Source organism: Brachybacterium sp. AOP3-A1-3, assembly GCF_052378285.1.
Taxonomy (GTDB): Bacteria; Actinomycetota; Actinomycetes; order Actinomycetales; family Dermabacteraceae; genus Brachybacterium.
Genome location: NZ_JBQSXM010000005.1, coordinates 190,710 through 203,861, shown reverse-complemented (window position 1 = coordinate 203,861; position 13,152 = coordinate 190,710). Strand labels below are relative to the sequence as shown.

The 13,152-nt window shown below is 69.8% G+C and carries 10 protein-coding genes; 1 reads left to right on the top strand and 9 read right to left on the bottom strand.

The window, feature by feature from the left end:
• Positions 1-41: 41 nt before the first annotated feature.
• Positions 42-1,472 (top strand): glycoside hydrolase family 16 protein, encoded by a 1,431-nt coding sequence (locus ACT3T5_RS09820; RefSeq protein ID WP_444576625.1) that lies wholly within the window; start codon positions 42-44, stop codon positions 1,470-1,472.
• Positions 1,473-1,610: 138 nt separating this feature from the next.
• Here ACT3T5_RS09820 and secG read toward each other — a convergent pair whose 3' ends face one another.
• The 9 genes from secG to uvrA form a co-directional block, all read right to left on the bottom strand.
• Positions 1,611-1,853, bottom strand: a complete 243-nt coding sequence (gene secG, locus ACT3T5_RS09815) for a preprotein translocase subunit SecG (RefSeq protein WP_193117338.1) — start codon at positions 1,851-1,853, stop codon at positions 1,611-1,613.
• 127 nt (positions 1,854-1,980) lie between these two features.
• Positions 1,981-2,754 carry a triose-phosphate isomerase gene (gene tpiA / locus ACT3T5_RS09810; RefSeq protein ID WP_444576624.1) on the bottom strand — a complete coding sequence of 258 codons (774 nt, stop codon included), beginning with the start codon at positions 2,752-2,754 and terminating at the stop codon, positions 1,981-1,983.
• Positions 2,751-3,953 (bottom strand): phosphoglycerate kinase, encoded by a 1,203-nt coding sequence (locus ACT3T5_RS09805; RefSeq protein ID WP_444576623.1) that lies wholly within the window; start codon positions 3,951-3,953, stop codon positions 2,751-2,753. The genes tpiA and ACT3T5_RS09805 overlap by 4 nt, the downstream gene beginning before the upstream one ends.
• Before the next feature lie 157 nt (positions 3,954-4,110).
• A complete protein-coding gene (gap, locus tag ACT3T5_RS09800; RefSeq protein WP_444576622.1) occupies positions 4,111-5,115 on the bottom strand; it encodes a type I glyceraldehyde-3-phosphate dehydrogenase in 1,005 nt (334 codons plus the stop codon).
• A gap of 148 nt (positions 5,116-5,263) precedes the next feature.
• The gene (gene whiA / locus ACT3T5_RS09795; RefSeq protein WP_444576621.1) at positions 5,264-6,262 is read right to left on the bottom strand and encodes a DNA-binding protein WhiA; all 999 of its coding nucleotides are present in this window, start codon (positions 6,260-6,262) and stop codon (positions 5,264-5,266) included.
• Positions 6,246-7,385 (bottom strand): gluconeogenesis factor YvcK family protein, encoded by a 1,140-nt coding sequence (locus ACT3T5_RS09790; RefSeq protein WP_444576620.1) that lies wholly within the window; start codon positions 7,383-7,385, stop codon positions 6,246-6,248. The genes whiA and ACT3T5_RS09790 overlap by 17 nt, the downstream gene beginning before the upstream one ends.
• Positions 7,382-8,278, bottom strand: coding sequence for an RNase adapter RapZ (rapZ, locus tag ACT3T5_RS09785; RefSeq protein ID WP_444576619.1), 897 nt, complete (start codon positions 8,276-8,278; stop codon positions 7,382-7,384). The genes ACT3T5_RS09790 and rapZ overlap by 4 nt, the downstream gene beginning before the upstream one ends.
• A gap of 41 nt (positions 8,279-8,319) precedes the next feature.
• Positions 8,320-10,260, bottom strand: a complete 1,941-nt coding sequence (gene uvrC / locus ACT3T5_RS09780; RefSeq protein WP_444576618.1) for an excinuclease ABC subunit UvrC — start codon at positions 10,258-10,260, stop codon at positions 8,320-8,322.
• Between the two features lie 9 nt (positions 10,261-10,269).
• On the bottom strand, positions 10,270-13,131 hold the full coding sequence (uvrA, locus tag ACT3T5_RS09775; protein WP_444594257.1) for an excinuclease ABC subunit UvrA: 2,862 nt from the start codon (positions 13,129-13,131) through the stop codon (positions 10,270-10,272).
• Positions 13,132-13,152: the final 21 nt, after the last annotated feature.

Here is a 13,152-nt window from a genome sequence, read left to right as displayed (position 1 = left end):
ACCCCTCACGGGTCCCCGTACCCCCACCCAGGACTTCGACGATGACGTCACCCGCACCGGCCCACGCTCGTTCACAGGCACAGGCACAGACCCATGCTCCGAGCCGCCGCACCGTTCTCGGCCTCGCCACCGCCGCGGCCGCGGCCACCGGTCTCGCCGCACCGCCGATGCTTCCCGCCGCGGCACGAGCCTCCTCAGGCCCCACCGATGACACGGGAGGTTCCGACTTCTCCCTGGTCCGGGAGGACGGTTTCGCCGGGTCGAGGCTGGATCCGCGCAGCTGGGAGCTCGAGCTCGGCAACATCCGCGGCAACGAGCAGCAGCACTACTCCTCGGCGTCGGAGAACATCCGGGTCCAGGACGGGAAGCTGGTCATCCAGGTCACCGACCGCCCCGAGGCCGACCAGTACCGCAACACCGAGCGGTGGGGCGACGCGGCGCGCGTGGTCACGTACAACTCCGGCAGCGCCCGCACGCACGCCGCGCGAGATTTCCTGTACAGGAAGATCGAGGTCCGGGCGAAGCTGCCGCGGGGCAAGGGCGCCTTCCCCGCCATCTGGACCCTCGGCCATGACTTCCCCCTGGACGGACGCATCGCGGCATCCCAGGGCTATGGCTGGCCTGCCACCGGCGAGATCGACATCGTCGAGATGATCGGCGCTCCCACCGCCGAGCGCGCCGCCGAGGGCGAGGTCGCGAAGGAGGGCACCAGCAACCGCGTCGTGCACGGCACACCGCACTTCTGGTACTCCCAGGGAGATGCCGACGGCGACGGGAGCTACTCCCCCACCGGCCTCGGCGGAACCACCACCGCCGCCGCCGATCTGGCGGATGTCTTCCACGTCTACGCCGTGAACCGTACGCCGGCCAAGATCGAATGGCTGCTCGACGACGTCGTCTTCCATACGATGTCCTTCACCGCCGAGGACCCGGCCGACCAGGCCCGCCTGGATGCTGCGAAGGCCGGGCTCGATCGCCCCGCCTATCTGCAGCTGAACCTCGCCACCGGAGGCAACTGGGCCGGTGACGCCGGGGATCATCTCGCCGCGGACGGCGCGTCGATGATCGTGGATCACGTGCGCTTCTCGCAGACCCCCGCCCAGAAGGCCCAGGACGAGGCCTATCGCGCGGCGATGCCGACGCTGAGCGGGATCACGAGCCTGACCTCGACCGAGGGTGAGGCGACGGATCTCGTCGCCGATGTCACCGTCGACTCGTCGGCCCATGTCGTGCAGCTCTCGGTCAACGACTCCCCGCAGTTCGTGAACTCCGGGGCACCGGGCGGGCGCAATGAGGTCACGCTGAGGGTCGATGACGCAGACGACGCCGAGGCGATCGCCGCGCTGGCCCCCGGCGTCTACTCCCTCTACTACACGGCAGTGCCCACCGGCGCGGACCTCACCGGCGGGCAGCTGCCCACCGAGCTCACCCATCGCGCCCGCACCACCCTGACGGTCACAGCCCGCGTCTGAGCGGAGCAGACCCCCAGCTCCCGACCCCGATCACGCGCCGCGCCGCGCCGCGCCGCGGACAGCGAACGCTCGGGACAGCACGAAGGGCCGGTCACCTCACGGTGACCGGCCCTTCGCGGGAGTGTGAGGAGCGAGCGCTCAGAGGAAGCGTTCGACCACGCCGAGGCCGACGCAGGCCGCGCCCCACAGCACGGCGACCGTCACGGTCAGCCGGTTGAGGTTCCGCTCGGCCACGCCGGAGGCGCTGGCGGAGGAGGAGACGCCGCCCCCGAACATGTCGGACAGGCCGCCGCCGCGCCCCTTGTGCAGGAGCACGAACATGATGGCGAGCAGGCTGAGAACAGCCAGCGAGATCTGAAGGATGAGCTTCAGGAGGGGCAGATCCACGAGGGCGAGCACCTTCCACGAGGTCGGACGGACCGATCCAGCATACGGCACGGGCCGGACCCCGAGGAGGTCCGGCCCGCGTGGCGCGGCTCTCGCCGGGGCGGAGCCGCGCTCAGGGCTGTCAGCCCTGGAAGCCCACGATCTTCGCGAACTCCTCGGCCTTGAGCGAGGCACCGCCGACGAGGGCGCCGTCGACGTCGGCCTTGCCCATCAGCTCGACGACGTTCGAGGACTTCACGCTGCCGCCGTACAGGACGCGCACGGCATCGGCGACGACATCGCCGTGGAGCTCGCGCAGCGCCTCGCGGATGGCCTGGCAGACCTCCTGCGCATCGTCCGCGCTGGCGACCTCGCCGGTGCCGATGGCCCAGACGGGCTCATAGGCGATGACGACCTGCTTGGCCTGCTCGGCGTCCAGGCCCTCCAGGCCGCCCGTCAGCTGGGCCAGGGTGTACGCGACGTGGTTGCCGGCCTTGCGCTCCTCGAGCGGCTCGCCGACGCACAGGATCGGGGTGAGGCCCGCCGCGAGGGCGGCCTTCACCTTGGCGTTCGTGACCTGCTCGTCCTCGCCGTGGTACTGGCGACGCTCCGAGTGGCCCACCGCGACATAGGTCGCGCCGAGCGCCGCCAGCATGGAGCCGGAGACCTCACCGGTGTAGGCACCGGACTCGAAGGCGGAGATGTCCTGCGCGCCATAGGCGATCGGCAGCTTGCCGGCGTCGACGGCGACCTGGACGGTGCGCAGGTCGACGAACGGGGGAAGCACGACGGTCTCGACCGCGTCGGTGTTGAAGCCCTTGAGCTGATCGCCCAGCTCCTCGACGAGGGCCAGGCCCTGCTTCCAGTCGAGGTTCATCTTCCAGTTGCCCGCCATCAGCGGGGTACGGGTGCTCACTTGGTGCCCTCCTCGAGGATCGAAATGCCCGGCAGGTCCTTGCCCTCGATGAGTTCGAGGCTCGCTCCACCGCCGGTGGAGATGTGCGAGTACGCGGATTCGTCGAATCCGAGGATGCGGACGGCTGCGGCGGAATCGCCACCGCCGACCACGGTGTAGCCGTCCGCCGTGCCGAGGACGTCGGCGACGGACTTGGTGCCCTCGGCGAAGGCCTCGAACTCGAACACGCCCATGGGCCCGTTCCAGAACACGGTCGCGGCGTCGGAGACCTTCTCGGCGAACAGCTTCGCGGTCTCCGGGCCGATGTCCATGCCCTCCTGGTCGGCCGGGATCTCGCTGGCCTTGACCACGGTGGCCGGGGCGTCGGCGGAGAACTCGGGCGCGACGACGGTGTCGACCGGCAGCACCAGCTCGACGCCGTTCTTCTCGGCCCGGTCCATGTACTCACGGACCACATCGAGCTTGCTCTCGTCAAGGAGCGACAGACCGACCTCGTAACCGAGCGCCTTCTGGAAGGTGTAGGCCATGCCGCCGCCGATGAGGATGCGGTCCGCCTTGCCCAGCAGCGAGTCGATGACCCCGAGCTTGTCGGCGATCTTCGCGCCGCCGAGGATCACGACGAACGGACGCTCGGGCGAGTCGGTGACCTTGCGCAGCGACTCGACCTCGCGCAGCACCAGCTCGCCGGCCGCCGAGGGCAGCAGCGAGGCGAGCTCGTAGACGGACGCCTGCTTGCGGTGCACGACGCCGAAGCCGTCGGAGACGAAAGCGTCGCCGAGGGCGGCGAGGGCCTGGGCGAACACGAGGCGCTCACCCTCCTGCTTCGCCGTCTCCCCCGGGTTGAAGCGGAGGTTCTCGAGCACGGCGACCTGGCCGTCCTGAAGCGCGGCGACGACCCCAAGGGCAGAATCGCCGATGGTGTCCGTCGCGAAGGCGACCTCCTGGCCCAGCAGCTCGCCGAGGCGACCCACGACGGGCTTGAGGGAGTACTTGTCCTCGGGGGCACCCTTCGGGCGACCGAGGTGGGAGATGACCACGACCCGGGCACCGGCCTCGACGAGGCGGGTGAGGGTGGGCAGAGCGGCGCGGATCCGGCCGTCGTCGGTGATCGTGGTGCCGTCCAGCGGGACGTTGAGATCGGCTCGGACGAGCACGCGCTTGCCGCGCAGCTCTCCGAGCGAATCGATGGTCTTCAGCACGATAGGTGCTCCTTCGGTTCGAGGCCGTGCGGCGCCGGGGCGCCGCGATGGCCGTGGGACGAGCGGAGCCCGCCGGAGGCCGACCCCTCGGGGTGGCGACCGGCGGGCTCCGGAGATGTCCTGGTCGTCCGGGGACGACTCGAGGATCAGAGGGAAGTCAGAGAGACTTGCCCACGAGCTGCGAGAGCTCGACGAGGCGGTTCGAGAAGCCCCACTCGTTGTCGTACCAGGAGAAGATCTTCACCAGGTTGCCGTTGACCTTGGTCAGCTGCGCGTCGAAGATCGAGCTGTGCGGGTCGCCCTCGATGTCCTTGGACACGATGGGATCCTCGGTGTAGCGCAGGATGCCCTTGAGGGGGCCCTCTGCTGCCTTCTTCACCGCGGCGTTGACCTCTTCGGCGGTGACCTCGCGGGACGCCTCGAAGGTCAGGTCGGTGATCGAGCCGGTCGGGACCGGCACGCGCAGCGAGTAGCCGTCGAGCCTGCCCTTGAGCTCCGGGAGCACCAGTGCGACGGCCTTGGCCGCGCCCGTGGTGGTCGGGATGATGTTCAGGGCGGCGGCGCGTGCACGACGCGGGTCGCTGTGGGGGCCATCCTGCAGCACCTGGTCGGAGGTGTAGGCGTGGATGGTCGTCATGAGGCCCTTGACGATCCCGAACTCGTCGTTCAGCACCTTGGCCACGGGAGCGAGGCTGTTGGTGGTGCAGGACGCGTTGGAGACGATGTGGTGCTTCTCCGGGTCGTAGTCGCCCTCGTTGACACCGATCACGAAGGTCGCGTCCTCGTTCTTCGCCGGAGCGGAGATGATGACCTTCTTGGCGCCGGCCTCGAGGTGGGCCTTGGCCTTCTCGGCGTCGGTGAAGATGCCGGTGGACTCGATGACGACGTCCGCGCCGATCTCGCCCCACGGGATGTTCTTGGGATCGCGCTCGGCGAACGCCTTGATCGTGGTCTCGCCGACGGTGATGGTGTCGTCGTCGAAGGAGACGTCGTACGGGAGCACGCCACCGATCGAGTCGTACTTGATGAGATTCGCGAGCGTGGCATTGCTCGTGAGGTCGTTGACCCCGACGATCTGGATGTCAGCCTTCTGCTCGAGCGCGGCGCGCAGGAAATTGCGGCCGATACGACCGAATCCGTTGATTCCGACCTTAATGGTCACGGTTCCTCCTAGATTCGCAGGGGATCTGCGAAATATGGACAGTGGCGCGCACGCCCTCGTACGCTCGGACGGCGCCGGCTGTGACCGACGACCGCGTCGATACTATCAATGTCACAGAGTGCTTCTGCAGGACGTTCATCCCCCGGGATCAGGAGACCGGATCAGGAGAGGGCGGAAGCTGCTCCTCGTTGACCCCGTCCTCGGTGCCCGGCATTCCCAGATCGTCAGCCTTCTTGTCCGCCATGGCGAGCAGCCGACGGATCCGTCCGGCGACCGCATCCTTCGTGAGCTGCGGGTCCGCGAGGCGTCCGAGCTCCTCGAGGCTGGCCTGGCGATGCTCGAGGCGCAGCTGGCCGGCGGCCTGCAGGTGCTCGGGCACGTCGTCGCCGAGGATCTCCAGCGCGCGCTGGACGCGCTGCCCGGCGGCCACGGCGGCTCGCGCGCTGCGTCGGAGGTTCGCGTCGTCGAAGTTCGCCAGCCGGTGCGCGGTCGCCTTCACCTCGCGCTTGGTGCGGCGGTCCTCCCACGTCACCACGGTCTGCTGGGCCCCCATACGGGTCAGGAGCGTCGAGATCGCGTCGCCGTCGCGCAGCACCACCCGGTCCGCGCCCCGTGCCTCACGGGCCTTGGAGGCGACTCCGAGGCGGCGGGCTGCGCCGACCATGGCCAGAGCGACCTCCGGTCCGGGGCAGGACAGCTCGAGGGCAGAGGACCTGCCGGGCTCGGTGAGCGTTCCCCGGGCGAGGAAGGCTCCGCGCCAGGCGGCCTCCGCGTCGACCGCGGCGCCGCCGACCACGAACGGGGGCATGCCGCGCACGGGCCGGCCCCGGGCGTCGAGCAACCCGGTCTGCCGCGCGAGCATCCCGCCCTCCCGGTCCACCCGCACGATGTAGCGCGTGGTGCGACGGATTCCCGACGGGGCGAGCACCGCGAGATCGGCGCGATGGCCGTACATGTCGCCGATGATCGCGTGCAGGCGGCGGGCGACGGCCGCGGAATCCAGCTCCGCCTCGACCACGACCCGACCGGCGACCAGGTGCAGACCTCCGGCGAAGCGGAGCATCGCCGCGGCCTCCGCCTTGCGGGCGGAGGGCCGGGTCACCTCGAGGTGGCTCAGCTCCTCCTTGGCATCACCCGTCAGTGCCATGCAGGTCCTCCTCGTTCGATGGTGCGTCCGCCATCGTCGCACTGTACGGGGTGGCGCTGGCCGCGTCGCCCCGGGTGCTCGGATTCGGCTCGACATCACCGTAGGCGTCGTCGAAGAGATCACGATAGGCGGCGGCCAGGCGCACGGGGTCGTGGTGGGGCTGGCCGTCCCCGACGCTCACCTGGCGCAGCAGGGTGTGGATCCCCCGCGCTTCGGCGGCCTCGGAGAGCTCGAGCGCATCGTCGAGGGTGGTGGGGTCCGCCAGGAGAGCATCGAACCGGCAGTCCCCGGCCTGCTCGAGCAGGACCTCCAGCATGTCCAGGCTCGTCATCCCCTCGGCCTCCTGGGAGCCGACGGACAGGTTGGTGGTGATGCAGCGGCGGGCGGGGCTGGTGCGGATCGCCTCGGCGATCTCCGGGATCATCAGGTGCGGGAGCACCGAGGTGTACCAGGAGCCCGGCCCCACGATGATCCAGTCGGCACGTCCGATCGCCTCGAGCACGGCCTCGGGCACACGCGGCCGCGGCGGGTCCAGCCTCACCTGCTCGACCCGTCCCTCGGCGGTCGCGACCTGCCACTGTCCGGCGACGGTGCGCAGCTGACCGTCGGTGCCGCGCACGTCGGCCTCGATGTCGAGGGGCTCGAGCGCCATCGGGAGCACCCGGCCGCGTGCCCCGAGCAGCTCGGCCATCTGGTCCAGGCCCTCGATCGGGTCGCCGAGGATCTGCCACAGGGAGACGATCATGAGGTTGCCCAGCGCGTGGCCGTCGAGCTCGCCGTCGGTCGCGAAGCGGTGCTGGATCACGTCGCCCCAGATGGATCCCCAGTCGGAGTCCTCGCACAGCGCGGCCAGCGCCATCCTCAGGTCGCCGGGCGGCAGCACCGGCATCTCGGTGCGGATCCGGCCGGAGGAGCCGCCGTTGTCCGCCACGGTGACCACGGCGGTGATGTCGTCGGCCAGCAGACGCAGGGCACGCAGGTTCGCGGCGAGCCCGTGGCCGCCGCCCAGGGCGACCACGCGCAGGGGCCGCTGCGGGTCGCCGCGCCGGCCGCGACGGGCGCTGCCGGACCGATCGGCGGTGCGCAGGCGATGCCCGCCGGAGCGGGAGGCGATGGTGCTCATTCGCGCCCCAGATCACGGTGACGGATCCGTACCGCATGGCCGGAGCCGCGGAGTCGGTCGCCGATCCGCTCGGCGACCGCCACGGAGCGATGCTTGCCCCCGGTGCACCCGATGGCCAGGGTCGTGAAGTGCTTGTTCTCCGCGCTGTAGCCGCGCAGCACCGGCGTGATCATCTCGAGGTACTTGTCCACGAACTCGGCGGCGTTGGCATCGCCGAGCACAAAATCGGCGACCTCCTGATCCGTGCCGCGCTTGGGCTTCAGCTCGGGCACCCAGTACGGATTGGGGATGAAGCGCACATCGCTGACGTGATCGGCCTCGAGCGGGATCCCGTACTTGAACCCGAAGGACAGCATCGTCACGGTCAGCTGCTGCTCCTCGCTGGTCCCGAAGACGGCGCGCATCTTCATCGTCAGCTGGTGCACGTTCAGCGGGGAGGTGTCGACGACCAGGTCGGCCATCGCCCGGTAGGGAGCGAGCATCTCGCGCTCGCGACGGATCCCCTCGAGCACGCCCTCCTCACCCTGCAGCGGATGGGGACGGCGCACGGAGTCGAAGCGCCGCACGAGCGTGGACTCGTCGGCGGTGAGGAACAGCAGGCGCAGCCGGAGGTCCGCGCGCCGCAGCTCGGCGACCACATCGGCGAGCTCGGAGAAGAAGGGTCCGGAGCGGGGATCGACCACGACCGCGAAGCGGTTCTCCCGTCCCACGGCCGACGCACGGAGCTCGTAGAGGGTCCCGATCAGCTGGGGCGCGATGTTGTACACCACGTACCAGCCCATGTCCTCGAGGGCATGGGCGGCCGTCTCACGGCCGGCACCTGCGAGACCGGTGATGATCACGACGTCGCCCGTCGTGTCGGAGCGAGGGGTCAGCGGGGACTCGTCGTGCACGAGACGCTCCTTCCAGGGTCGCGGCGACGCGGACGGGCGGGTCAGCGGTCGAGGATCTCGCCCGTGGCCATGTCGACCGCGACGTCGAGCGATTCATCGCCCGGTGGAGTATCCGTCACGGCGTCCGTGTCGGTCGCCTGCTCGGATCGTAGCGCGACCATGATCTGCGCGGCCAACGCGGGCCCGACCCCGTCGACCTCCTGCAGCTCCTCCTCGCTCGCCTCGCGGATCGCGGAGACCGTCACGAAACGATCGAGCAGGGCGCGCCGACGCGCCGGGCCGAGCCCCGGGATGCCGTCCAGCGCGCTGGACTGCATCGCCCGGCCGCGCTTGGAGCGGTGGTACGTGATCGCGAAGCGATGCGCCTCGTCCCGCAGCCGCTGCACGAGGAAGAGCGCCTCGCTGGTGCGCGGCAGGATCACCGGGTACTCGTCACCGGGGAGCCAGATCTCCTCCAGGCGCTTCGCGATGCCGGCCAGGGCGATATCGGTGACCCCGAGATCGTCGAAGGCGCGCTGAGCGGCCGCCACCTGCGGCGCCCCGCCGTCGACGAGGATCAGGGAGGGCGGATACGCGAAGCGGCGCGACTCCTCCTCGGACTTCTCCGGCGGATCCAGGTGGTGCTTCAGACGCCTCGAGATGACGTCGTACATCGACGCGGTGTCATCGCGCGCCGCCTCGCCGCTGACCGAGTACCGGCGGTACTCGCTCTTCTTGGGCAGACCGTCCTCGAAGACGACCTGCGAGCCGACGACGTTGGTCCCGTGGGAGTGGGAGATGTCGTAGCACTCGATGCGCAGCGGCGGCTCCGCGAGATCGAGCGCCTCCCCCAGATCCTCGAGAGCCTTGGTGCGGGCGGTGATGTCGCCGGTGCGCTTGAGGCGGTGGAGCCGCAGGGCGTCGACGGCGTTGTCGGTGACGGTGGCCAGGAGGTCCTTCTTCTCCCCCCGCTGCGGGATGCGCAGGTCCACCTGCTTCCCGATCAGTGCGAGCACCTGGTCGACGTTGGTGGGCTGGATCGGGACCAGCACCTCCCGCGGCGCGGTGCCCTCGGTGTACAGCGTGGTCAGGGCGCGCTCGATGAGGTCCGGGGCGCTGGACTCGTCGAGGATCTCCGCGGTCCAGCCGCGCTGGCCGCGGATCCGGCCCCCACGCACGTGGAAGACCTGCACGGACGCCTCGAGCTCATCCTGCGCGAGGCCGATGAGGTCCGCGTCGGTGGCGTCGGAGAGCACCACCGAGTTCTTCTCCATGACCTTGTCCAGCGCCGCGAGGTCATCGCGCAGCCCGGCGGCGGTCTCGTAGTCCATGGCGGCGGCCGCGTCGCGCATCTGCTTCTCGATGCGCCGGGTGTAGGTCGCAGTGTTGCCGGCCATGAAGTCCGCGAACTGCTCCGCGAGGCGGCGATGCTCCTCCTGCGTGATGTCGCCGACGCACGGCGCGGAGCACTTTCCGATGAACCCCAGCAGGCACGGCCGGCCGGACCGCTCCGCCCGCCGGTACACGCCGGCGGTGCAGGAGCGGATCGGGAACACCCGCAGCATCAGGTCGAGCGTCTCGCGGATGGCGCCGACCTGCGGGTAGGGCCCGAAGGTGCGATCGCCCTTGGCGCGCGGCCGACGGGTGATGTGCACCCGCGGCACCTTCTCCCCCATCGTGAGAGCCAGGTAGGGATAGGACTTGTCGTCGCGGAACTTGACGTTGAACCGCGGGTCGAACTCCTTGATCCAGGTGTACTCGAGGGTGAGCGCCTCGACCTCGGTGCCCACGACGGTCCATTCCACGCTCGCCGCGGTGGTGACCATGCGCCGGGTGCGCTCGTGGAGCACCGAGAGGTCCTGGAAATAGTTCGAGAGCCGCTGGCGGAGGTTCTTCGCCTTGCCGACGTAGATGACGCGCCCGTGCTCGTCCCGGAAGCGGTACACCCCCGGGCGGACGGGGATGGTGCCCCGCTCGGGACGGTAGGTCGACGGATCAGCCATGGCTCGCGCTCACACGCCCCGGCCCGCGCGCCCGACCTCGAGCAGCGGGGCGAGGAACTGCCCCGTGTAGGACCCGGCCACGGCGGCGACCTGCTCCGGGGTGCCCTTGGCGACGATCTCGCCGCCGCCGGCGCCTCCCTCGGGGCCGAGATCGATGACATGGTCCGCCGTCTTGATGACGTCGAGGTTGTGCTCGATGACGAGCACGGTGTTGCCCTTGTCGACCAGGCCGCCGAGCACCTCGAGCAGCTTGCGCACGTCCTCGAAGTGGAGGCCGGTGGTGGGCTCGTCCAGCACGTAGATGCTGCGACCGTTGGAGCGCTTGTGCAGCTCGGAGGAGAGCTTCACCCGCTGCGCCTCGCCGCCCGAGAGCGTCGTCGCGGACTGCCCGAGCTTCACGTAGCCCAGGCCCACGTCCACGAGGGTCTGCATCTGACGACGGATCGGGGGGACCGCGTCGAAGAACTCGAGCGCCTCGGAGATCGACAGGTTCAGCACCTCGGCGACGTTCTTGTCCTTGAACTTGACCTCGAGCGTCTCGCGGTTGTAGCGCTGACCGTGGCAGACCTCGCACTGGACGTAGACGTCGGGCAGGAAGTTCATCTCGATCTTCAAGGTGCCGTCGCCCGAGCAGGCCTCGCAGCGGCCGCCCTTGACGTTGAAGGAGAAGCGCCCGGCGGTGTAACCGCGCACCTTCGCCTCATTGGTCTGGGCGAACAGGGTGCGCACGCGGTCCCACACGCCCGTGTAGGTCGCGGGGTTCGAGCGCGGTGTGCGCCCGATCGGCGACTGGTCGACGTGGACCACCTTGTCGAGATGCTCGAGGCCGGTGACGCGCTTGTGCCGGCCGGGGACGATCCGGGCCCGGTTGAGCTCCTTGGCGAGCACCGAGTAGAGGATGTCGTTGACCAGGGACGACTTGCCGGAGCCGGAGACTCCGGTGATGGCGGTCAGCACGCCCAGCGGGAAGCTGACGTCCTGTCCCTTGAGGTTGTTGGCGCGCGGGCCGATGACCTTGATCATGCGGTCCTTGTCGACCGGCCGCCGCGTGAGCGGGAGCGGGATCTCGAGGTCGCCGGAGAGGTAACGACCGGTCAGGCTCTCGGGGTTCTTCTTGAGGTCCTCGACGCTGCCGGAGTGGACCACCCTGCCGCCGTGCTCACCGGCCAGAGGACCGATGTCCACGACCCAGTCGGCGGCGTTGAGCGTGTCCTCGTCGTGCTCGACGACGATGAGGGTGTTGCCCAGGTCGCGGAGCCGGTTCAGGGTGATGATGAGGCGGGCGTTGTCACGCTGGTGCAGACCGATCGAAGGCTCGTCGAGCACGTACAGCACACCGACGAGTCCCGAGCCGATCTGGGTGGCCAGGCGGATGCGCTGGGCCTCGCCGCCGGAGAGGGTCGCGGCGGCGCGCTCGAGGCTGAGGTAGTCCAGGCCCACGTCGAGCAGGAAGCCCAGGCGCGAGCGGATCTCCCGCAGCACCTCGTCGGCGATCGCGGCCTCGCGCACGCCGAGCCGGAGCCCCTCGTGGAAGGTGAGCGCGTCGCGCAGCGACATCGCGCAGACCTCGGCGATGGAGCGGCCGCCCACGGTGACCGCGAGGACCTCGGGGCGCAGCCGCGCCCCCTTGCAGGCGGGGCAGGGAACCTCGCGCATGAACTGCTCGTAGCGCTCCTTGGCCCAGTCCGACTCGGTGTCCGAGTGACGGCGCTCGAGGAAGTGCATGATGCCCTCGAAGCCGGTCGAGTAGGTGCGCTCGCGGCCGAAGCGATTGCGGTACTTCACGTGGACCTTGTGGTCCTTGCCGTGCAGCAGCGCCTCGGTGGCGCGCTCCGGGAGGGCCCGCCAGGGCACGTCCATCGAGAAGCTGAGCTCCTCGGCGAGCGCCGCCATGACCTCCTGGTGGTGATCGGAGGATCCCATCGTCCAGGGGGCGATGGCGCCCTCCGCGAGGGTGAGGTCCTCGTCGGGGATCACGAGCTCGGGGTCGACCTCGAGGCGCATGCCGATGCCGGTGCACTCGGGGCAGGCGCCGTAGGGGGCGTTGAAGGAGAAGGTGCGCGGCTCGATGTCGTCGATCGCGAGGGGGTGGAGGTTGGGGCAGGCCCGCTTCTCGGAGAAGCGACGGGTGCGCTCCGCGTCCTCCTCCTCGAGGTCCACGTAGTCGACCAGGACCACGCCCTCGGCGAGGCGGAGCGAGGTCTCGACGGAGTCCGTGAGGCGGCGACGCGCGTCGGGCTTGGCCGCCAGACGGTCCACGACGACCTCGATGGTGTGCTTGAACTTCTTGTCGAGCGAGATCTCCTCGTCGAGCCGACGCGTCGTCCCGTCGATCCGCGCGCGGGCATACCCCTGGGAGCGCAGCGAGCTCAGCAGATCCGCGTGCTCGCCCTTGCGGCCCTGGACGACGGGTGCCAGCAGCTGGAAGCGGGTGCCCTCGCTCTGCTCGAGCAGCGTGTCCACGATCTGCTCCGCCGAAGAGGAGCTGACGGCCTCGCCGCACACCGGACAGTGCTGCACGCCGGTGCGGGAGAACAGCAGGCGCAGGTAGTCGTAGATCTCGGTGATCGTGCCGACGGTGGAGCGCGGGTTGCGGTTGGTCGACTTCTGGTCGATCGAGACCGCCGGGGACAGGCCTTCGATGAGGTCGACGGAGGGCTTGTCCATCTGGCCCAGGAACTGCCGGGCATAGGCGGACAGCGACTCCACGTACCGACGCTGACCTTCGGCGAAGATCGTGTCGAACGCCAGGGAGCTCTTGCCCGAGCCGGAGAGCCCGGAGAAGACCACCAGCCGGTTCCGGGGGATATCGATGTCGATGTTCTTGAGGTTGTGCTCGCGCGCACCGCGGACGACGAGGGATTCAGTCACCGGATCATCCTACGAGCGGGA